Raw genomic sequence first — 24,203 nt, 5'->3', positions numbered from 1 at the left:
TTCAGGTCGCAGTATTTACTTGTTGGACGACAGCGGCTTTCCCGCCCCGGTCGGTGTGGTCGGCGAACTGGTGATCGGCGGCGAGCTGTTGGCTCGCGGCTATTTCAATCGCCCAGGGCTCAGTGCCGAACGTTTCCTGCCCGACCCCTTCAGCGGCAACGGCGGTCGCCTGTACCGCACGGGGGATCTGGCCCGCTACAACGCAGACGGCGTGATCGAATACGTCGGCCGCATCGACCATCAGGTGAAGATCCGTGGCTTCCGCATCGAACTGGGCGAGATCGAAGCGCGCCTGGCGGAACAGGACGCCGTGCGCGACACGCTGGTGGTCGCGCAACCGGCCAATAACGGCCTGCAACTGGTGGCCTACGTGGTGCCTGATGACACGTCGAAAGCCGGCGCCAATGCCGAACAACACGCCGAACTGAGAGAACGCATCAAGGCGCAACTGCGCGGAACCCTGCCGGACTACATGATCCCGGCCTACATCCTGTTCCTCGAAAAAATGCCCCTGAGCCCCAACGGCAAAATCGACCGCAAGGCCCTGCCCAAGGCCGATGCCAGCCAGTTGCAGCACGGCTACATCGCCCCCCGCACGGAGCTGGAAAAGCAACTCGCCGCCATCTGGCAGGACGTGCTGGACCTGCAACAGGTTGGCCTCAACGATCACTTCTTCGAGCTGGGCGGGCATTCGTTGCTGGCGACCCAGGCGGTGGCGCGGATCAAGCCATTGCTGGCCTGTGAACTGACCCTGCGCGACCTGTTCGCCGCGCCGACCCTGAGCGCCTTCAGTGCATTGCTCGCTGCTCGGATCGCCGAAGGCGCACCCCGCAAGGATGTGCCAAAACTGCTCGCCGCAGGCCCGCGCAGCGAAGCCAGCCTGTCGTTGGTGCAGCGCCGCTTGTGGGTGGTGGAGCAACTGTCGTCGGCCTCCGGCGCCTACGGCATGCCGCTGGCGGTGCGTCTGAGGGGCGAGTTGCAGGTGCCGCTGCTGGTGCGCGCGCTGAACGAAGTGGTGCGCCGCCATGAGGTGCTGCGCACTGCCTATGTCAGCGATGACGAGGGCGATCCGCTGGCATTGATCAGCGCTGAACTGACCGTCGATCTGCCGCTGGAGGATCTGTCGGACCTGGGTAGTACCGAAGAGGGGCGCGCAGAGCGGGACCGCCGCGTCAGCGAAGCCGTCGAAGACAACGCCCGTCAGCCGATCAGCCTGTTGCAAGCGCCATTGCTGCGCGGTCGGGTGCTGCGTCTGGCGGCGGACGAACATGTGCTGCTGTACGCCATGCACCACATCATTTCCGATGGCTGGTCGATGTCGCTGCTGGTCAATGAAACCGTAGACATCTACGCCCGCCTGCAGGCCGGCGACGCCACGCCACTGGTGCCGTTGCCGGTGCAATACGCCGATTACGCCCGTTGGCAGCTGGACCTGCAACAAGCGGGCATCCTGCTTGAACAGGCCGATTACTGGCGCGAGGCGCTGGCCGGCCATGACGGCCTGCTGCGCCTGCCCACGGATTTTGCGCGGCCTCAGTCCCCAAGCCAGGCCGGTGAGGATTTCAGCTTCGCCCTCGACCCGACCTTGTATCAGCACCTCAAGTCGCTGTCGCGCAAGGCCGGTGTCACCCTCTACAGCACCTTGCTCGCCAGCTTCCAGCTGTTGCTGCACCGCGTTACGGGCAGCGACGACGTATTGGTGGGCGCCGATGTTGCGGGTCGCACGCAGCCGGAACTGGAAGGGCTGATCGGATTCTTCGTCAACATCCTGCCGCTGCGTTCGCGCTTCACTGCCAGTCAGCCTCTGGGCGACTACCTCAACGCAGCGCAGCAAACACTGATCAACGGCTTCGAGCAGCAGGACCTGCCGTTCGACATGATCAACGAGGCTGCGGGCGTGCCCCGGCACAGGGGCCACAACCCGCTGGTGCAGGCGCTGTTCGTGATGAACAACCTGCCGCTGCAAAGCGCCTCGATCAACGGCCTGGACGTCGAGGTGCTGCACACACGTGGCGGGTATTCGAAGTTCGACATGGCGCTGTTCATCGATGAAGAGGCGGACCGGCTGCTGGGCACCTGGCAGTTTGCGACCGACCTGTTCACCCGTGAGCGCGTTGCCGGGTGGGTCAAGGACTGGACCGCAATTCTCGAGCGGATCGTGGCTGCAATCGACGATCGGGCAAACATCACCTTAGGGGAGATCAACGTGTCTACACCTCAAGCCGTATCCCAGGCCGCCGCGTCGGCGGCACCCGCTGGCAAGGCCGACAAACTCGGCAAGTTCCTGAAAAAAGCCCAGGGCGCGGGCGTCGCCCGACCGGCCGTGGCGCTGATGCGTGAAACGCCACTGGTGCCCGGGCAGGTGTTTCCGTTGCTGATGGAACCCACCGATCCGGGGCTGGACCTGGTGGAGTGGGTCAAGGCCAATCGTCCGCTGATCGAGCAAAAGCTCTCGCACCACGCCGGCATTCTTTTCCGCGGCTTCAACCTGCGTGACATCCACGGTTTCGAGGCCTTTGCCGAAGCCGTGCAACCGGGCCTGTACGGCCAGTACGGCGACCTGCCGAAGAAGGAGGGCGGCAAGAACACCTACCGCTCCACGCCCTACCCGGAGAAGAAGATGATTCTTTTCCATAACGAGAGCTCCCACCAGGACCGCTGGCCGCGCAAACAGATGTTCTATTGCGAGCAGCCGTCGCCGGTGGGTGGCGCGACCCCGGTGGTCGACTGCCGCCTGATGTACCAGCGCCTGCCCGCCGAGTTGCAAGAGCGTTTCGAGAGCAAGGGCCTGCTCTACGTGCGCACCTTTGCCGACAAACTCGACGTGTCGTGGCAGCACTTCTTCAAGACCGATGTGCGCGCTGAAGTCGAGGCCCGTTGCCAACTGGCGGGCATTCACTGGACCTGGCTGGACAACGACGAACTGCAGATCCGCACGCCGTGCCCGGCGGTGATTCGTCACCCACTGACCGGCGAGAAGAGCTTTTTCAATCAGGTTCAGTTGCACCACATCTACTGCCTGGACCCGGATGTGCGCGAGGACCTGCTGGCGCTGTTCGGCGAAAACCGCATGCCGCGCCACGTCTATTACGGCGACGGCACGCCGATCGAGGACGAGGTGATGCAGTTGATCGGCGACCTCTATGAAGCCTGCGCGGTGCGTTTCGATTGGCACAAAGGCGACGTCATCCTGCTCGACAACATGCTCGCGGCTCACGCCCGCGATCCCTTCGAAGGCCCGCGCAAGATCGTCGTGGCCATGGGCGAAATGATCGAGCGCAGCCAGTTGCAGGCGCCATCCGCCGCCCTCCACACCACCACAGACAAGGAAACCGCAGGGGCATGAGCACGACCATGAACACCGCAGAACACAAAAGCGTCGACGTCGGCCAGGCCCTGCTCGCCGAGCAGCAACAGCACCTGAGCGCCATCGAACAGGGCGCGCGCCGGGCGGACGTCAGCCATGGCCTGCTACTGGAGATTCGTGGCCCGCTGCAGGTTGCTCGCCTGCAACAGGCGCTGGACAGCCTGGTGCCGCGCCATCCGCTGCTGACCAGCGGCTTTGTCAGCGTGCCGGGCTATCACGGCCTGCGTCAGGTGCAGGGTGTGGCGGCGCAGGCCGTCACACTGACCGTGCACGATGAGATCGCCCAGGCGGAAGTGGTCGAGCTGCGTGCCGGTGCCTGGCAGCGACAGCCGGCCGGGCTTGGCGACGCCGGTCTGCAGGCGTTGCTGCAACGTTCCGAGGCTGAGCAGTGGCATCTGCAACTGAGTCTGGCGGCGCATCTGGGCGACATCAGCAGCGTCAAGCTGCTGGCCGACGAGCTGGTGGCCGCTTATCAACGTGGCCCGCTGGCGGTTGACGAAGACGCCGGTCAATTCAGCCAATACCTGGACTGGCGCAGCGAAGTGCTGTTCGATGAAGACGCCGAGACAGCGCGGCACTACTGGCAGCAACATGTGCTGGTGGACGGTGCCGTGCCGCTGGCGCCGGATCTGCCCTATCGGCTGCAGGAGGCGTCAAACGGGGAAATGGCAGCGCTGCATGTGGCGCTGGATATGGGCGTCAGCAGGGCGTTGAACACCTTGTCTGCACAGCGTGGCATCGCTGTGGATCGTCTGCTGCAGGGCGCGTGGTGGGCGTTGCTGGCACGGATCAGCGGGCGCGAGGCGTTTGCTGTGGGCTGGCGTCACGATGCCCGTCGCGATTACGAGTTCTTCGCCGCGTCTGCCGGGTTGTTCGAAAAGACCCTGCCGCTGGTGCTGCGCGTGGCACCTGATCAAGCGTTCGGGCAGTGGCTGAACGGGCTCAATGACAGCCTCGAACAACACGCCACCTGGCAGGAATACTGGTCGGCCCAGGCTTACCCGGAGCTGGCGAGCCCGGCTTATGGCTTTGCGCTGCGCCAAGAGTGGACGACTCAAGAGGTTGCTGGGCTGTCTTGGTCGGCGCAGCCTGTCAGTCTGGGGCGAGCGGCGTTCGAGTTGTTGCTGGAGGTTGAAGAAGCGGCCGACGGCTCGGTGCAGGCGCTGACGCTGCAATACGCTGCGGGGCGCTATTGCGCTCAGGCGGCGCAAGCGTTGCTGGAGCACTACCAGACCCTGCTGCAACACCTGCCCCAGCAGATCGACCTGCCGCTAGGCGAGCTCGAACTGCTCAATGAGTTCGCACGAGGGCGCCTGTTGGCGTTCAATTCTTCAGCGGAGTTGGCCGACGGCCCGCTGCTGCCGCAACGTATCGCCGAGTGGGCGCGCAGCACCCCGCAGGCGCTGGCGCTGGTCGACGGCGCGCAGTCGTTGAGCTACGCCGAACTGGACCTGCGCGCCACGCAACTGGCGGCGCAACTGACGCAATCCGGTGTGGCGGCAGGCAGTATCGTTGGCTTGGCAGTGCCACGTTCGGCGACGCTGATTGTGGCCATTCTCGCCAGCTGGAAGGTGGGCGCGGCCTACGTGCCATTGGACCCGCAATGGCCCCAGGCGCGTCAGGCTCAGGTGCTGGAACAGGCCGGCGCCATGTGGCTGCTGGCCGATGATCGCGGGCTGCCTGATCGCTTCGACGAAGCGGTTCAGGTGCTCGGTGTCGAGCAGGCCATCGCGGCTGGCGCGGCGTTGCCTGCGCGTCCTGCGCACCAAGGGCAGGGCAGTGACGTGGCCTATGTGCTGTTCACCTCGGGCTCCACCGGCGTGCCGAAAGGCGTGGTGATCGAGCAGCGTCACCTGCTCAATTACACCGCAGGCGTCAGCCAGACCCTCGATTTGCAGGGCTGCCGTCACTTCGCGCTCAGCTCCACCGTGGCGGCGGATCTGGGCAATACCACCCTGTTCGGCGCGCTGTTCAACGGCGCGGCGCTGCACGTGGCCGATGAGGCAACCCTACAGGATCCACAAGCGTTCGCTGGCTTCATTCGCGAGAAGGGCATCGACTGCCTGAAGATCGTGCCGTCGCATCTGGCCGCGTTGCTCGACTCGCCTCAGGCACTGCTGCCAAATACCGTGATCCTCGGCGGTGAAGCCCCGACCCCGGTGCTGGTTCAGCGCATTCGTGAGCTCAACAGCCAGAGCCGCGTGTTCAACCACTACGGCCCGACGGAAACCACCGTGGGCGTGCTGGTCCATGAAGTCACCACCGATCAGCCACCAGGCGTGCCGCTGACTCAGGTGCTGCCGGGCAATCAGGTGTACGTGCTCAACCCACATCTGCAACTGGTCGCGCCGGGGGAGTTGGGCGAGCTGTACATCGGCGGACGCCAGGTCTGTCAGGGTTATTTGAATGCCGGGCGTGAGGCCTTTGTCGACAGCCCGTTCCAGGCCGGTGAGCGCCTGTATCGCACTGGAGATCTGGCCCGATATCGCCTGCAGGGTGGGGTGCAACTGCAGGGGCGGCGCGACGATCAGGTCAAGGTTCGCGGCTTCCGCATCGAGCTGGCCGAAATCGAAGCGCAGCTGGCGGCGTTGGCGGATGTCAGTGAAGCGGTGGTGGTGCTGAATGAATCCGGCGAGGTGCAAGGCTTTGTGGTGGCAAGATCGGCTGCGCGGCTGGACGCTGCCGAACTCAAAGCCCAACTGGCGTTGCGCTTGCCGGCCGTGATGCAGCCGCGTGCGGTTCAGGTGTTGCCGAGCTTGCCGCGACTGCCCAACGGCAAGGTGGATCGCAAGGCGTTGCGCGGTTATCAGGTGGCGGCGCCGCTTGAAGATTTCGTCGAACCCCGCGATGCCCTGCAAGCGTTGCTGGCCGGGCGCATGGCGCAGTTGCTGGGCATCGAGCGGTTGAGTGCGACCCAGGACTTCTTCGCCGCGGGTGGGCATTCGTTGCTGGTGATCAAACTGGTGGCCGGTATTCGCAAGCTGCTGCAGTGCGACATTCATCCGGGTGTGGTCTTCGATCATCCGAGCCCCGCTGCGCTGGCGCAGGTGTTGCGTGCGCAGGAAGGGGCGGCGGGGCAACTGGAGAAGCTGGCAAACGCAAGATTGCGTCTGGATGCGATGACGCCGGAGCAGAAGGCAGCGTTGCTGGAGAAGGCCAGGGCGCAAAGCTAGACCTGAAACAGCCCGGCTTGCCGGCGGTGGCGATCTCAAAGGCGCTGTCGACCACAGGCCGGGCTGCTCGATGATCGAGGAAGTCTTCTCATTCAATTCGGTAATGAGAAGTCTTCCTGTTTACTCCATCCCCTGCGCTGGCTACTCTATGCCGATTGCGCAGGGGTATTTCCCAATTCCATGAAATCCGACGACAACCGGCGGCTGCCGATGCAACGGCGTCTGGCGCGTGGCTGTGCGGGCGTTTTGCTCGCCAGCTTTGCCTTGCCCGGGTTCGCCCAATTGCAGGACATCAATATTGCGCCACAGGCGCTGGACCAGGCGCTGGCGGCCTTGAGCAGCCAGAGCGGGCTGCAGGTGCTGTATCGCGCGGATCTGGTCTCGGGCAAGCGCGCCTGCGGTGTGCAGCATGAGACCGACCCCGCCAAGGCATTGGGTGTGCTGTTGCACGGCACCGGTATCGTCGCGCGAATCGAAGCCGACACCATCTACCTCAGCGCACCGGTCGCGGCGCCCGAGCCCCTCGAAATCGGCCTGCTGACCATCAAAGGGCAGGGCATGGGTGAGATGACCGAGAACACCGGTTCCTACACCACCGACCTGACCAGCGTCGGCTCCAAGAGCCCCACCAGCCTGCGTCAGGTGCCACAGTCGGTGTCGGTGGTGACGCAACAGGCGTTTCAGGACCGGCATCTGGTGGACCTCGCCGATGCGATGAAGACCACCCCCGGCGTCACCGTGCAGAACGGCAATTACCGCTTGCCGGGCTTCTATTCCCGTGGCTTCAGCATCGAAAACATCCAGATCGACGGCGCTGCGCCCATGGCCCTGGGCACCACGGCGGGCAGCTTTTATTCCAACAAGACCTATGAGCTGGCCGAGTTCGACCACATCGAAGTGCTGCGCGGGGCGTCCGGGCTGTTCGGCGGCACGGGCGATCCCGGCGGCATCATCAATCTGGTGCGCAAGCGTCCGCTGGACACCTATCAGCTGACCTTCGACGCCTCCACCGGCAGCTGGGACAACCACCACACGCAACTCGACGTCACCGGCCCCCTGGCGTTCGACGGCAAACTGCGCGGACGGCTGGTCACGGCGTACACCAACAAGCAGTACTTCACCGACATCAGCCGCACGGAAAAACCGCTGGTCTACGGCGTGCTGGAAGCCGACATCCTGCCCGACACGCGCCTGACCCTGGGCGGGCGCTCCGAGGAAATCCACGAAAACGGCAACGGCTCGGAGCTGCCGCGCTACAGCACGGGCGAAGACTTGGGCCTGCCCCGGCACACCAACCTGACCTCGAAATGGGCCTATCTGGACGGCCGTTCCCAGGAGGTGTTCGCCAAACTCGATCAGGAGCTGGGCGGCGACTGGAAGCTCAATCTGTCGTACACCCGTACCCTGGACAGCGGCCTTTCCAAGGCGTCTTCAGCGTTCGGCGCGGTCGATCCGGTCACCCGGCAAGGTTCGCTGTGGTATGGCGCGGTCAGCCGCTACAGCAGCGACCAGACGCTGTGGGACGTCAACCTGTCCGGGCCGTTCACGGCGTTCGGCCTGGAGCACCAGTGGTTGTTCGGTGTGGACTACCAGAAGATCACCAGTCGCTGGCGCGGCACCCAGCCCCTTGAAGGCATCGATGAGCCGGTGGACGTGTTCGGCCCGGACGCCACGCCGTGGACCGACCCGCCCACCGACAAGCACTACACCCGCGACTATTCGCCCAACACCCAGAAACAGTACGGCGCCTACTCGACCCTGCGCTTGCAACTGGCCGAACCCTTGCACCTGATCGTCGGCGCCCGCGCCCAGCGCTACGCGTTCGCCCAGACCTACCGCGCGCTGAATGAAACAACCGATGCCTGGGAGGTGCAATCGGACATCGCCGTGCGTGAGCCGACCAAACTGGTGCCCTTTGGCGGCTTGGTCTACGACCTTGACGATCAGTGGTCGACCTACGTCAGCTACTCGCAGATATTCAAGCCGCAGCAGGACAAACTGCGCGGCCCGCTGCCGGGTAAACCGATCGATCCAACCATCGGCCGGACCTATGAAGTGGGGCTCAAGGGCGGCTTGTTCGATGGCCGTCTGAACACCTCGCTGGCCATTTACTACACCGAGCAGGACAACCAGGCCGCGCTCGATCCGCAGTACCCGGCGACGTCGGTGCTGTTCGGCGGCAACTGTTGCTACCTGACTCAGGGGAACGTCGTCAGCCGGGGAGTGGACATGGAGGTCAGCGGCGAGGTGCTGCCGGACTGGAACGTGTCGGCGGGCTACACCTTCAACCTCAATCGTGATCGCACGCAGGACACGGCTTTCAGCAGTATCACGCCACGGCATTCAGTGAAGCTGTGGTCGACCTACCGATTGCCGGGGGCGTTGAACGATGTTCGCGTGGGGGGCGGGGTGAACTTCCAGAGCGCCACGTTCGTCAGCGGCACGGCGGCGGTGCGAGGGGCGGACGGGAATGTGGTGGTGGACAGTTCGGGTTCGCCAGTGACGAGGGATTACGATTTCAAACAGGCGGGGTACGGGATCTGGAACATGATGGTGGAGTATCGGCTGGATGAGCATTGGAGCCTGACGTACAACGCCAATAATCTGTTCGACAAGACGTACTACTTTACGGTGGGGGTGTCGGACAGTGGCAACTATTACGGCGAGCCGCGTAATCAGATGTTGACGTTGCATGGGCGGTTTTGGTGAGCGCCTGTTTGTCATCTGAAAGCGACTGATGTTTGTCTGATATACCGCGATGGCTGCTAACGCAGCTTGTTTCGCCTCCGGCGAGTTACTTGGAAAAGCGCCCCTCTTTATCTCAAAAGCAGCCAAGGGCTCTTTTCCCACCATACGGCACCTCGCCCAGGCTCGGTGTACCCTCATTCCGGCATTGCTCCGTGGGCCCGCCGCCATCGGCCATCCATGGCCGGGGGCGGCTACCGCGACGTCCCTGTCGCGGTGCCCACTGCGCAATACCTGCATTCGGCCTGCTGGAACGGGGCCCCACATCAACCGCGTTCGAGGCGGCCTGCCGGCCGGCCTGGTTTTTTGGGCGGTGTGTCTGGCTGATCGCGGTTGGATTTACGACGCGATTTTTTCTGTAGCAGTCCGGCTTGCCGGCGGTGGCGATTTCGCGGACGCCACCGCCGGCAAGTCGTGCTGCTACAGGGGCTTGTGTCTGGCCGAGGGTTTGGGTACGACGCAATACCTGTAGGAGCAGTCGGAGGTTACGACGGCCGCGAAGGCGGCGTGTCAGACACAACATCTTTAGCTGATCCACCGCTTTCGCGGCCGTCGTAACCTCCGACTGCTCCTACAGGGGGATCGAGGCGAAGCTGAGATCCGCATTCGCTTTTGATCTTGATCTTCGTACGCGAAAGATCAGACGCCGCAAAACGCGACTTGGGTGCAGGCCGAACGCAGGAGATGCGCAGTGGGCAGAGCGGCAGGGATGCCGCGAGAGCCGCCCCCCCGGCAATATGCCAGACATACATCCGATCCGCCAAACCTCAACGCATCACCAACCACTCCCCAACCCCCGCATAAACCCCCGCAATCGCGGTGCTAATCCCGGTCATCCGCAGAAAATCATGGGTTAACCCCTCCTGCACATCGAGTGTGACAGCCGTACCCGTGGCCTCCAGCAACTTGGCATAAGCCAGCCCCTCGTCGTACAGCGGATCGTACTCAGCCAGACTCACATAAGCCGGGGCCAGGGCGGGGAGATCAGGGGTCAACAAGGGCGAGGCACGCCAGTCATGACGCTGCTGCGGCGCTGCGCAGTAATGCTGGTAAAACCACTGCAACGTTTGGCTTTCCAGCAGATAGTTCTCGGCGAATCGCTGGTGCGAATCACGCGTCTGCGAACAATCGGTCACCGGGTAAAACAACAACTGCGCTACCGGCTTGAGCTGCAATAGCACCGGCTCACGCGCGGCAGTGATTGCCAGCACGGTCGCGAGGGTCGCACCGACGCTGTCGCCGGCCAGGCTCACCTGACGATTGTCCACGTTCAGCGCACTTGCCTGTTCCGCCAGCCAGTTGGCCGCGTCGATGGCATCGAACACGGCCGTGGGGAAGGGCGCTTCCGGCGCCAGACGGTACTCGGGAGCCAGCACCGCGTGGGTGCCGGCAGCGGCGAGGTGGCGGCAGATCGAGTCATGGGAGTCGAGGCTGCCGACCACATAACCGCCACCGTGAAAATACAGAATCACCGGCAGCGCACCGACCGCCGCGTTGTTGCCACGGTACAGCCGCGCAGCCAGAGAGTGGCCGTCGCGGGCAGTGAATGTCAGCGTGGTGACGTCGACGCTGGCGGGAGGTGCGGGGTCGAGGATCTGCGAGGTGGCTTCGAACTGTGCGCGGGCCTGTTCGACGCTCAGGTCGTGCATGGCCTGGCTCTTGCCGGTCAGGCGACCCATTTGCGCCAGTTCCAGAAAACCTTCGAGATCGGGGTCCAGGGGCATCATCTATTCCTTGTTCTGAATCACGGGTAAGCCGCTGCCGACCGTCGACAGCGGCGATCAATCAACCGGCGACGGGCTCCGGGTACGGCAGGGCCTGAATCAGCCCGTGCAGCAGCGCCGGATGCTTGAGCATGTCGTAGTGACCGGCGGCGATCGGTTGGTTGAGCTGCGCTGCCGAGAGGCTGTTGGCTTCATCGCTTGCACCCTGGCTCGCCCACCAGCAATGGGCCGACTGGCGAGTCGGCGGCAGGGCTTCAAGCTGCAGCGACAGGGCTTTCAGGCGCATGGCCACGCGGAAGGTGTGGGCCAATTCTTCGCTGCCGATCTGGGCAAACACCGAGCCTTGAGCGAACTCGTTGCGCACGGTGTTGATCAACTGCTCCAGCGTCTGCGAAGGCATTTCGGCAGTCACCTCAAGCGTTGGCAGCGCCTCGGCCTCGACGCCCAGCATCACCGCGAGGAAACCGCGCAGGTCAGCGCGCCAGTCCGGCGCTCCGTCAGCCTGCCCGGGCGAGGGTAGGTAGCTGTCGACCAAACCGAGAAATTCCACGGCCTGACCCTGTTTTTCCAGCTCCGCCGCCACCAGCACGGCAAGGGTGCCGCCCAGGGACCAGCCAAGCAGTTGGTAGGGGCCGTGGGGCTGTTTCTGGCGGATGTACTGGGCGTAGTCGATGGCCATGGCATCCAGTGATTCATCGTCCCACTGGTGGTCCAGCAGCATTCGGCATTGCAGGCCGTACACGCTGCGCTGGTCGTCGAGACGACGGGCCAGTGGCTCGTAGTCGAACACTGTGCCGAAGCCTGCGTGCAGGCAGAACAGCGGGCGCTGGTCGCTCACCGCGCTGTTGAGCAGCAACAGCGGATCAAGGCGGGTGGACGCTTCTTCGTAGCCTGACAGCTCGGCGATGGTCGGCTTGCCGATCATGTCGCGCAGTTTCAGCTCGATCCCCAGATCCGCCTGGGCACGTACTTTCGACAGCACCTTGAGCACCCGCAGCGAGTCGCCGCCAAGCTCGAAGAAGTTGTCGGTGACGCCGATCTGCTCGACTTCCAGCACCTCCTGCCAGATCGCCGCCAGCTTCTGTTCCACAGCGTTGCGCGGGGCGACAAAGGCGCGGCCCTTGAAGTCCGGCTCGGGCAGGGCCTTGCGGTCGATCTTGCCGTTGGGGTTGAGCGGCAGGGCGTCGAGCACCACGATCTGCGCGGGCACCATGTAATCCGGCAGGTCGGCCTGCAATACGCTGCGCAAGCGCTCGCCAAGGTGGCTGGCCATTGCCGCGACGACGTAGCCGATCAATTGCTTGCCGCCGGCCGTGTCGCGGGCCACCACCACGGCGTCCTGCACGTCGGTGCAATCACGCAGGCGCGATTCGATTTCGCCCAACTCGATGCGGAAGCCGCGAATCTTGACCTGGTTGTCCAGCCGACCGAGGTAGTCGATCACCCCATCGGTGCGCTGGCGTACCCGGTCGCCGGTGCGGTAGAGCCTGCCGCCATCTGTGCTGAACGGGTCGGCAACAAAACGCTCGGCGCTCAGTCCTGGTCGCTGGTGATAGCCACGGGCAACGCCCTGGCCACCGATGTACAGCTCGCCAGCGACGCCATCCGGCACCGGATTGAGCTGTTCATCGAGCACGTACAGGGTGCGTTGGCCGATGCGCGTGCCGATCGGCGCGTACACCGCGCCGCAGGTCTCGCTGGCAGCGACTTTCCACAGCAGCGGCGTGACCACGGTTTCGGTCGGGCCGTAGCCATTGGTCAGGTACTGCGGCTTGAGCGTGCGCTTGACCAGCTCGAAGTTGGCCTCGGCCACGGCGTCCCCGCCGAAGCAGTAGATGCGCACCGGCGGCGGTTGCTGGGCCACGCTTTCGCCGAACTCGGCCAGTTGTTGCAGGTAAGCCGGCGGGAAGCAGGCGATGCTGATGCCGTGGGCGTGCAGGGCGTGCCAGGTTTCTTCCGGCGTCCACAGGCGGTTCTCGCGCACCACCAGCCGTCCGCCGCTGAGCAGGGTCGACAGCCAGCGTTCCTGGGCGCCGTCGAAGGCGAACGACATGAACAGCAGCTCGCGAGTGTTGGCGTCCATCTCGTAGCGTTCGGCGATGGCCAGGCAGTGCATGCGGATCTGTTCGTGGGACACCGCAACGCCCTTCGGCATGCCGGTGGAACCTGAGGTGTAGATCAGGTAGGCGAGGTTGTCCCCCAGCGCACGGGCCGCAGGGCAGGAAGACGGCAGGCTGTCCAGCGTCAGACGATCCAGCTCGATCAGCGTTGCATTACCAACGTCTGCAAAGCGTTCGCGCAGGCTATGCTGGGTCAGCAGCACGGCCATCTTCGAGTCCTCGACGACCCATTTCACCCGATCACGGGGGTAGTCGATGTCCAGCGGCACATAGGCGCCACCGGTTTTCATCACCGCGAGGAAGGCGACCATCACCTCCACCGAACGCTCCAGGGCGATACCCACGCAGACTTCCGGGCCGACGCCCTGGGCGATCAGGTGATGGGCCAATTGGTTGGCGCGCGAATCCAGCTCGGCGTAGGTAAGTTGCTGCTCGGCGCAGACCACCGCCACCGCATCCGGACGTTCGAGGGCGTGCCCCTGAATGACCTCGGCCAGCAGCTTCGGCGCTGTGGGTGCAGGCAGCATCTGGTTGCGCGCTGCCAGTTGCGCTTGCTCGTCGGCGCTGAGCATGTTCAGGCTGCCCAACGTTGCGTCGGGGTTGTCGAGCATCGCTGTCAGCAACTGCTCGAAGCTACGGCGGATCTGCCCGGTGGCGGCTTCGGTGAATCGGTTGCGCAGGTACAGGAACTCGATCTGCAGGCATTCGCCAAGCTGGATCGCCAGGTCCATGGCGAAGTGGGTGACGTCGCGGTTGTTGACCTCGCCGAACTGCAGGCGATCCTGTCCGGCTTCCTGCAGGCGCTCGTCCACCGGGTAGTTTTCAAAGACGATGATGCTGTCGAACAGCGCCTGGCCGCCTTGGCCAGCCCAGCGCTGCACGTCGGCGAGGGACGCGTGTTCGTGGTCGCGCACTTCCAGGTTGTCGTTCTGCAGCTGTTGCAGCCAGTCGGCCAGACGCTGTTGCGGCTGCGGGCTCTGGATGATCGGCAGGGTGTTGATGAACAGCCCGAGCATGTCTTCCGAGCCCGGCAGGCTGGCCGGACGCCCGGCCACCGTGGCCCCGAAGCACAGGCTTTGCTGGCCGGTGTAGCGTTGCAGCAGCAACAGCCAAGTCGCCTGAATCAGCGTGTTGGCGGTCACCCGCAGCTGTTGCGCACGTTCGCGCAGGCGCCCGGTTTGTGCGGCGTCCCAGTTCAGGTACAGCGCGTGGTGGCCTTGCAGGTGGGCGGGCGGGCGCGGTGCGAAGCTGGACGCCAGGGTGGTCGGGCCTTCGAAGCCGCGCAACTTGTCCTGCCAGAAGCGTTGCAGGTGATCGCCCGAGTGCTGGCTCAACCACTGAATGTAATCGCGGTACTGACCACGCTTTTCAGCTTGAGGTTGGCCGTTGTACAGGGCGAACACTTCCCCCAGCAGCCGCGAATTTGACCAGCCGTCCATAAGGATGTGGTGGCTGGTCCAGATCAAGTGCAGACGGTCTTCGCCCAGCTTCACCAACGTCAGGCGGGTCAGCGGTGCGGTCAGCAGGTCGAAGCCTTCGGCGCAGTCGGCAGTGGCCAGGGTGTCGAGATCGGTATCGCTGACCTCGCGGTCTTGCCAGTCCAGTATGCGCGCGGTCAGCGGGGCATGGCGGTAGACCAGTTGCAGTGGCTCGCTCAGGGCGTTGTCGGCCCAGAAACCGGTGCGCAGGATCTCATGGCGCTGGATCACGCTGTTCCATGCCGCGACGAAACGTTCGCTGTCCAGGCCTTGCACCGGCACCGCCATCTGGTTCACGTACAGCGCGGCCTCGGCGGCTTCCAGGGTGTGGAACAGCATGCCTTGTTGCATCGGCGACAGCGGGTAGAGGTCTTCGATCAGCGCCGGGTTCACCGGCAAACGGTCCAGTTGCGCCTGGGTCAGGTTGGTCAGCGGGAAGTCCGACGGCGTGACGCCTGTGTGCTGGCCGGCGCAGCAATGGGTAATCAGCGCGGTCAGTTCCTGTTGCAGGTCATCGGCCAGCGCCTGGATGGTGTCGGCGCGATGCAGGTCTTCGCTGTAGCCCCAGCTCAGGCTCAGCTCGCCGCCGAACACCTGCCCGGTGAGGGTCAGCCAGTTGCCCAGCGGCGCGTCCGGGTGCTGCTCCTGGCCAGTGCTTTCATGGGCCGGGATGAATATGGCGCTGTCGTCATGGCTGTCGAAGCTGGCGTCGAACTGGCCCAGATAGTTGAAGGTCAGGCGTGGTGTCGGCAGGGCGTTCAGGGTCTGTTGCGCCTGCCCATCACCCAGGTAGCGCAGGGCGCCGTAGCCGATGCCACGGTTAGGCACCGCGCGCAGTTGCTCCTTGATCTGCTGGATCGATTCGCCAAGGTCAGCAGTCGGGGTCAGTTGCACCGGATACAGGCTGCTGAACCAGCCGAGAGTACGGGTCAGGTCGACGCCGTCGAACAGCTCTTCGCGGCCATGGCCTTCGAATTCGATCAGGCTGCTGGCGTGTCCGGTCCAGCGGGTGATGACGCGGGCGAGGGCGGTCAGCAGCAGGTCGTTGATCTGCGTGCGGTAGGTCGCCGGGGCATCCTGCAGCAGTTGCCGGGTCAGCGCCTTGCTCAGGCGGGTTTGCAGGCTGCGGCCGTGGCGGTTGCTCAAGCTGCCTTGTGGGTTGTCCACTGGCAGGTCGATCGGGGCGCCATTGAGTTGCTTCTGCCAGTAATCGAGTTGCTGCTGCAGCGCGCCGTCGCGGGCGTGGTCTTGCAACCGTTCGGCGAAGGTCTGGATGGCGCTGGTCTTGCTCGGCAATTGTAGCGGCTGAGCGTTTTGCAGTTGCTGATACGCCGCTTGCAGGTCTTCGAACAGTATCCGCCACGACACGCCGTCCACTGCCAGGTGATGGATCACCAGCAGCAGGCGCTGACCGCCGCCGTGCAGGTCAACCAACAAGGCGCGCAACAGCGGGCCATGGCTCAGGTCCAGGCTGAGCTGGGTCTGGTTGGCCAAGGCGTCGAGGTCGTTCAGGGTGCCGTTGGCGCGTTGCAGCAGCGGCGCCTGTTGCCAGTCGGCCTGCAGGGTCGCCAGCGGCCGGTAATCGGCGAACCATTCGCCGCCGTGCTGGCTGAAGGTCAGGCGCAGGGCATCGTGGTGCTCGACCATGGCTCGCAAGGCCTGCTCCAGCACCTCGGCGTCGAGGGGCTGGCGCGGTTCCAGCAGCACCGACTGGTTCCAGTGCTGGCGCTCGGGGATGTCGGTGTCGAAGAACACCCGATGAATCGGCAGCAGCGGCATCGAGCCGACCGACAGGCCTTGATCCACCTGAGTTTCGTCGCCACTGCGGGCCACGCTGGCCAGGGCTTGTACAGTCTGGTGCTGGAACAGGTCTTTGGGGGTGATGCCGATGCCGACCAGCCGCGCACGGCTGACCACCTGGATCGACACGATGGAGTCGCCGCCCAGTTCGAAGAAATTGTCGGTGAGACCGACCCGCTCGATCTTCAACACGTCCTGCCAGATGTTCGCCAACGCCTGCTCGGTCGCGCTTCGTGGCGCCACGTAAACCTTGCTCGATTGGCTGACATCCGGCGCCGGCAGGGCCTTGCGGTCGAGCTTGCCGTTGGGGCTCAGCGGCAGCTGTTCGAGGAACAGCCACAGGCTCGGCACCATGTAGTCAGCGAGGTTCGCCAGCAGGCGGGTTTTCAGGTATTCGCGCAGCTCGTCATGGGACAGGCGGGCGGCGCGCTCGTTGGGCACGACGTAGCCCACCAGTTGCTGACCAGTCGGCCCTGTGGCGGCAATCACCACTGCTTCGCGTACCGACTCCAGCTCCATCAGGCGGGTTTCGATTTCACCCAATTCGATGCGCAGGCCGCGGATTTTCACCTGATGATCGATGCGCCCGCGATAGTCGATCACGCCGTCGGCACGGGCGCTGGCGAGGTCGCCGGTGCGGTACAGGCGTTCGCCGTCGCCGTATGGGCTGGTGACGAAACGCTCGGCGGTCAGCGCCGCACGGCGGTGATAACCACGGGCCAGGCCGATGCCGCCCAGGTACAGCTCGCCGATCACGCCGACGGGCACCGGTTGCAGCTCGGCGTCGAGCACGTAGGTGCGCAGGTTGGCAATCGGTTGACCGATCGGTACCGCATCGCGGCCTTCTTCGCGGCAGGTCCAGTGTGTGACGTCGATGGCCGCTTCGGTCGGGCCGTAGAGGTTGAACAACCCGGCATTAGGCAGTTTGGCGAACACCTGCTGTTGCGTATCCACTGGCAGTGCTTCACCGCTGCAGACGATACGCGAGAGGCTTGTGCAGCCCGTGACATCCGGGTCGAGCAGGAAGGCCTGCAGCATCGACGGCACGAAGTGCAGGGTGGTGACGTGGTGCTCGCGGATCAGTTCGACCAGCCTGGCCGGGTCGCGGTGATCCCCCGGCGCTGCCACGGCCAGACGGGCGCCGGTCATCAGCGGCCAGAAGAACTCCCACACCGACACGTCGAAGCTGAACGGGGTTTTCTGCAACACCGTGTCGCGGGCTGTCAGGTCGTAGGCCTGCTGCATCCAGTGCAGACGGTTGGTTAGCGCGGTGTGACGGTTGCCTGCGCCTTTCGGTTTGCCGGTGGAACCCGAGGTGTAGATCACGTAGGCGAGGTTTTCCGGATCGACCTGCACCTGCGGGCTGTCGGTGCGATAGCTGCGCAGATCCAGCGTATCGAGGGCCAGCACCGGCAGGTGCTGCGGCACAGGCAATTGCCCATGCAGATGGCTCTGGGTCAGCAACAGGCTGACTGCGCTGTCCTCGATCATGTAGGCCAGCCGCTCGCGCGGGTACTCCGGGTCCAGCGGCACATAGGCCCCGCCGGCCTTGAGGATCGCCAGCAGGCCCACGACCATTTCCACGGAGCGCTCGACGGCAATGCCCACCAACACGTCCGGGCCGACACCCGACTCGATCAGCCTGTGGGCCAGGGCGTTGGCGCGCTGGTCGAGCTGGCGATAGCTCAGTGGTTGCCCGCCGAAGATCAGCGCGATGGCGTCCGGGGTGGCCTGCACCTGGGCCTCGATCAGGCGCTGCACCGGGGTGTGCAGATCAAAGCGCGCGGCGGTGTCGTTCCAGCCCTCGATGAGGGTGTGCTGTTCGTCAGCCGAGAGCAGGTGCAGTTCGGCCACCGGCTGTTGCGGGTCGGCGATCAGGCTCTGCAGCAGTGCCTGCCAGTGCCGCGCCATGCGCGCGATGGACGCGGCGTCAAACAGGTCGGTGGCGTAGGTGAAGCTGGCGGCGAGCGTGGTGTCGGATTCAAAGGTGTTGAGGGTCAGGTCGAACTGCGCACTCTGATCCTCGGTCATCAGCCCTTCGATGCTTAGCCCCGGCAGCGTTTTTGCAGGCTGGCTGTCGCTCTTGCTGCCGTTCTGGTGGTTGTACATCACCTGAAACAACGGGCTGTGGCTGAGGCTGCGCTCCGGTTGCAGGGCGTCCACCAATTGCTCGAACGGCAGGTCCTGATGGGCCTGGGCGTCGAGGGCCGTTTGTCGAACCTGTTGCAGCAGCTCGCTGAAACTCAGGCGCTGGCGGAACTGCGCCTTGAGTACCTGGGTGTTGACGAAGAAGCCGATCAGGCCTTCGGTTTCCACCCGGTTGCGGTTGGCGATCGGCACGCCGACGCGAATGTCGGACTGGCCGCTGTAGCGATGCAGCAGGGTCTGGAACGAAGCCAGCAACAGCATGAACGGCGTGACGTTGTGCTGCTGGGCCAGGCGCTTGAGGGCGGCGGCGGTGTCGTCGCCAAGGTCGATGTCCAGATGCGCACCACGATAACTGCGCTGCGCCGGGCGTGGACGGTCCAGCGGCAGCTCCAGCACCGGTTGCTCATCCCCCAGTTGCGCTGACCAGTACGCCAGTTGTTTTTCGCGCTCGCCAGCGTCCATCCACTGTCGTTGCCAGATCGCGTAGTCGACGTACTGCACGGCCATGGGCGGCAGCGCGGCGTCGCGATGTTGAGTCTCGGCGGCGTACAGCTCGATCAGTTCGTTGACCATCACCTGCATCGACCAGAAATCCGAGACGATATGGTGTTGGCTCAGCACCAGCACATGCTCGTCGTCGGCGACGCTGAGCAGCTTTACCCGCAGCAGCGGGCCGTGCTCCAGGTCGAACAGTCCGCGGTTGGCGCGTTGAATGAACGCCTCGATGTGCAACTGGCGGGTGTGCTCGTCGTCGATCTGATCGAGGGTCTCACGACCGATGCGCAGAGCCTGCTCGGCGTGGATCACCTGCACACTGCGTTCATCCACCTGGGCGAAGGTGGTGCGCAGGGTTTCGTGGCGGGCGATCAGGTGGTTGAAGCTGCGCTCCAGCGCCGCGATGTCCAGCGCGCCGCGCAGACGCAGGGCGGTGGGGATGTTGTAGGCGCTGCTCAGCGGGTCCAGTTGCCAGAGGAACCACTGGCGCTCCTGGGCATAGGACAGTGCCAGCGGCTGGCGACGGTCGGCCAGCGGAATGTCTGAAACGACGGCCGGCTTGACGTCCAGCGCCTCGACGAAGGCGTGCAGGGTGCTGTGGGCAAACAGGGTCTGCAACGGCACCTGCACGTCCAGCGCCTGACGCAGGCGCGAGACGATTTGCGTGGCCAACAGCGAATGGCCGCCGAGCTCGAAGAAGTTGTCGTCCAGGCCGACGCGCTCGACCTTGAGCACTTCGCACCAGATGTCGGCGACCTGCTGCTCGAACGCCGTGCGCGGCGCCCGGTAGTCCGCCTGTTGCTGGCGAGCATCGGGGGCGGGCAGGGCTTGGCGGTCGAGCTTGCCGTTGCCGGTCAGCGGCAGTTGATCCAGGAACAGCAGATGTGCCGGGACCATGTAATCCGGCAGGCGGGCCTTGAGATGCGTCTTGATCGACTCGCGAAGTGCGCTGTCGTCGCCATCATTGGCCACCAGATACGCGACCAGTTGCGCGCCGCTGGCGCCGTCCGCGGCCACAACGGCGACTTCGCGGATCGCCGGGTGCAGCAGCAGACGGGCTTCGATCTCGCCCAGTTCGATACGGAAACCACGAATCTTCACCTGCTGATCGATACGGCCGACGTATTCGATGCTGCCGTCGTTGCGGTAGCGCGCCAGATCACCAGTGCGGTACAGCCGCCCACCGCAGGTGCTGAACGGGTCAGGAATGAAACGCGTGGCGGTCAGGTCGCTACGGTTGTGATACCCCCGCGCCAGACCGGCCTGGGCAGCGCCTTGATGGCCGACGTGCAGCTCACCGATACAGCCTTTCGGCACCGGGTTGAGCTGGCTGTCGAGCACGTACCAGGACAAGTCCTCGATGGGCGCGCCGATGGGGCTGGCAGCGTCCTGGTGCAGGTCGGCGAGGCTGATCGGCCGCCAGGTGACGTGGACCGTGGTCTCGGTGATGCCATACATGTTGATCAGTTGTGGCGTGTTTCTGGCGGTGTGTGCGCCGCTGAACAGCTCCAGCCAAGGGCGCAGGCTCTGTACTTCCAAGGCCTCACCACCGAACACCACGTAGCGCAGGGCCAGTTCGGCGCGTCGCTCGCGGCAGGCCACCTGTTGCAGCGGCTTGAACGCCGACGGCGTCTGGTTGAGCACGGTGACGCCTTGCTCGCAGAGCAGGGCGTAGAAATCTTCGGTGCAACGGCTGACCGCATGCGGGACGATGACCAGCCGCCCGCCATACAGCAGCGCGCCGAAAATCTCCCACACAGAAAAGTCGAAGGCGTAGGAGTGGAACAGGCTCCAGACATCATTCGGGCCGAAATCGAACCAGGCCTCGGTGCTCTTGAACAGGCGCAGCACGTTGTGGTGGGTCAGCAGCGCACCTTTGGGCTGGCCGGTGGAGCCGGAGGTGTAGATGACGTAGGCGAGGTTTTGCGGGTCGATGCTGATGTCGGGGTTTTGCTCGTCAGCGGCATCGCCGTTGCTCTCCTGTAGGCGCCCGCTTGCTCGCGATGGGGGATGATCTGCCGCATCAGTGTTGGCTGACACACTGCAATCGCGGGCAAGCGCGCTCCTACAGGCTTGCATGGTGAGGGAGAGAACTTGCACATCCGCAGGCACCGGCAAACGCGCCAGCGCACCGTCCTCAGCCAGCAGCAGGGCAATGCCGCTGTCCTGGATCAGAAACACCAGACGCTCCTGGGGATAGCTCGGGTCCAGCGGCACATAGGCGCCGCCGGCTTTGAGGATCGCCAACAGACCGATGATCAGCTCCAGGCTGCGGTCGCTGGCCAGACCCACGCGCACCTCCGGGCCGACGCCTGCGGCGATCAGGCGATGGGCCAGGCGGTTGGCGCGACGGTTGAGCTGGTCGTAGCTCAGGTGCTCATCACCCAGGGTCAGCGCAATCGCATCGGGGGCACGAGCAGCCTGGGTTTCGATCAGCCGATGCAAGCTGCCCGTGCACTGGCGCTCGAGCGGCTGCGGGTTCCACTGCGCGATAGTGCGCTGTTGTTCGTTGGCGTCCAGCAGCGGCAGTTCGCCGATACGCTGAGCGGGATCTTCGACGATGGCCCGCAGCAGTGCGTGGAAGTGCTGCGCCATGCGCTGGACGGTCTTGGCTTCGAACAGGTCGGTGGCCCAGGTCCAGGAAGCAATCAGGCCGTCGTCGGAATCGAAGGTGTTGAGGGTCAGGTCGAACTGCGACGTCGGGTTGTCCCAGTTCAGGTCCTCGACCTGCAGCGGCGTGTCCTGGGCCGCCTCGGCCTTGCCAGCGCTCTGGTGGTTGTACATCACCTGGAACAGCGGGTTGTGGCTCAGGCTGCGTTGCGGATGCAGCGCCTCGACCAGTTGCTCGAAGGGCAGGTCCTGATGGGCCTGGGCGTCCAGCGCGTGCTGGCGGACCTGTTGCAGCAAGTCGCGAAAGCTCGTCTGACTGTCGAAACGGCTGCGCAGCACCTGAGTGTTGACGAAAAAGCCCAGCAGACGCTCGGTTTCCACCCGGTTGCGGTTGGCGTTGGGCACGCCGACGCTGATCTCGCTCTGGCGGCTGTAGCGGTGCAGCAGGGTCTGGAACGCTGCCAGCAAGAGCATGAACGGCGTGACGTTTTCCCGTTGCGCCAGTAGCTTGAGGGCGCGATTGAGGGCGCCGTCGAACTCGACGTCAAGGCTTGCACCGCGATGGCTTTGAGTGGCCGGGCGCGGGTGATCCAGCGGCAATTCCAGCACCTGCTGTTCGCCGGCCAGGCGCGCAGTCCAGTAGGCCAGTTGCCGTTCGCGCTCACCGGCGTCCATCCAGTGGCGTTGCCAGATGGCGTAGTCGGCGTATTGAATGCTCAGCTCGGGCAGGGCGTCCGGCTGATTCAGGCAGGCTGCGGCGTACAGCTCGACCAGCTCGCCGACCATCACCTGCATCGATGCGCCGTCGGAGACGATGTGGTGCTGGGTCAGCACCAGCACATGTTCGTCGTGATCGATGCGCAGTAGCTTCACCCGCAGCAGCGGGCCGTTGTGCAAATCGAACAATTCACCGACCGCCTGTTCGACGTAGGTTTTGATCTGCGCCTCGACATCGGCGTCCCGTTGCGCCAGTTCATCGACACTGATCGGCAAGGTCTGCTCGGCGGCGATGCGCTGATGCACGCCGTTGTCGGTCTGGATGAAGGTGGTGCGCAGGCTCTGGTGGCGGGCAATCAGACGATTGAAGGCGTGATTGAGCGCCGGCACGTCCAGCGGCCCGCGCAGACGCAGGGCGCTGGGGATGTGATAGGCGGCGCTGTGCGGGTCCAGTTGCCAGAGGAAGAATTGCCGCTCCTGAGCGAAGGACAGCGGCAGCTCAGCGTATTCCGATTGCACCTCGGGGATCGGCAGGTTGGCCGGCGACACACCCTCGGCGAGCATCTTGTCGAGGAACTGGCGACGCTTGTCCAGCGGCAGGGTGATGAAGCGACGGGCAATCCGCGCGGCAGCGATCCGGTCCATTACACAGCCCCCCGTTGAGTGATCAGCAGGTCGCGGTCAAGGGTGGGGGTCAATGGGGTCATGATCGATCTCGTTGCCGTGCACGGAGTGAATAAGCGTTCTCAAAAGAACGAAGCGTGGCGGGCGAGATTTAGCGGGGAGTTGCTGGCGTCATCGCAGCTGTCCGCGAACCGGTGAGCGCCGGCTTGCTGGCGAAAGCGGTGGGTCAGTCGACGGCCATGCGGCGGACAGTCCGCATTCGCCAGCAAGCCGGCTCCCACAGCTTTTGGCCAGAATCAAAGGCATCGCGCATCGACAACGTTCGCGTGTTTTACAGATCGTCGAACATCGCTTCCAGCGCGCTCAGCTTGTGGGTATCGATGGGGCTGGCGTGTTGTTGCAGGTGATTGGCCAAGGATGCGAGGGTCGGGTGCTGGAACAGGTGCTGCGGGGCCATGGGCAGGCCGGCTTCCAGTTGCACGCGGGAGACGATTTGCATCACCAGCAACGAATGCCCGCCCAGCTCGAAGAAGTGATCGTTGAGGCCAACCTGATCCAGTTCCAGCACGTCCTGCCAGATAGCGGCGAGTTGCTTTTCCAGTGCGGTGTGCGGGGCGATGTAGCCGTGCTGCAACTGGCTGGCGTCGGCCTTGGGCAGGGCCTTGCGATCAATTTTGCCGTTGGGGCTCAGGGGCATTTTTTCGAGGAACAGAATGTAGGCCGGGATCATGTAGTCCGGCAGGGTTTCGCGCAGTTGCGCCTTGATACGTTCTCTCAGTTCGGCGTGTTGTTCGGCATTGGCGCCGGCTTTCGACGTGTCAGTTGGCACCACGTAGGCCACCAATTGCAGGCCATTGTTACCCGGTTGCGCGACCACCAGCGTGTCGCGCACGGCATCCTGTTCCGCCAGCCGCGCTTCGATCTCGCCCAGCTCGATGCGAAAGCCACGGATCTTCACCTGATGGTCGATTCGGCCGACGTATTCGATGACGCCGTCTGCGTTGTAGCGGGCCAGATCGCCCGTGCGATACAGGCGGCCACCGGAGCTGCTGAAGGGGTCGGGCAGGAAGCGTTCGGCACTCAGGCCTGGGCGGTTGAAATAGCCGCGAGCCAACAGCTCGCCGCCGATCAGCAGTTCGCCGACCACGCCCACCGGTGCAGGTAAGCCGCTGTCGTCCAACAGGTAGATGCTGCGACCTGCG

The 24,203-nt window shown here is 64.4% G+C and carries 6 protein-coding genes; 3 read left to right on the top strand and 3 right to left on the bottom strand.

The genetic code is table 11. The annotated features are described in order from the left end of the window. The 3 genes from AC07V9_RS29065 to AC07V9_RS29055 form a co-directional block, all read left to right on the top strand. On the top strand, positions 1-3,346 hold a 3,346-nt coding region (locus tag AC07V9_RS29065; protein ID WP_495019066.1), incomplete at its 5' end, for a condensation domain-containing protein. A gap of 8 nt (positions 3,347-3,354) precedes the next feature. Further along, positions 3,355-6,540 carry a non-ribosomal peptide synthetase gene (locus AC07V9_RS29060; protein WP_495019065.1) on the top strand — a complete coding sequence of 1,062 codons (3,186 nt, stop codon included), beginning with the start codon at positions 3,355-3,357 and terminating at the stop codon, positions 6,538-6,540. Positions 6,541-6,720: 180 nt separating this feature from the next. Next, positions 6,721-9,249: a TonB-dependent siderophore receptor gene (locus AC07V9_RS29055; protein WP_495019064.1), complete on the top strand. Its 2,529-nt coding sequence runs from the start codon at positions 6,721-6,723 to the stop codon at positions 9,247-9,249. An 803-nt stretch (positions 9,250-10,052) separates the two neighbouring features. Here AC07V9_RS29055 and AC07V9_RS29050 read toward each other — a convergent pair. From AC07V9_RS29050 to AC07V9_RS29040, 3 genes are all read right to left on the bottom strand, one after another. Further along, positions 10,053-11,009 carry an alpha/beta hydrolase gene (locus tag AC07V9_RS29050; RefSeq protein WP_495019063.1) on the bottom strand — a complete coding sequence of 319 codons (957 nt, stop codon included), beginning with the start codon at positions 11,007-11,009 and terminating at the stop codon, positions 10,053-10,055. 61 nt (positions 11,010-11,070) lie between these two features. Continuing rightward, the gene (locus AC07V9_RS29045; RefSeq protein WP_495019062.1) at positions 11,071-23,022 is read right to left on the bottom strand and encodes an amino acid adenylation domain-containing protein; all 11,952 of its coding nucleotides are present in this window, start codon (positions 23,020-23,022) and stop codon (positions 11,071-11,073) included. Positions 23,023-23,332: 310 nt separating this feature from the next. Next, the coding region (locus AC07V9_RS29040; protein ID WP_495019061.1) for a phosphopantetheine-binding protein at positions 23,333-24,203 on the bottom strand (871 nt) is incomplete at its 5' end.

Source organism: Pseudomonas sp. GW821-FHT02A11 (assembly GCF_059421985.1).
This window is presented reverse-complemented; position numbering and strand designations above follow the sequence as displayed.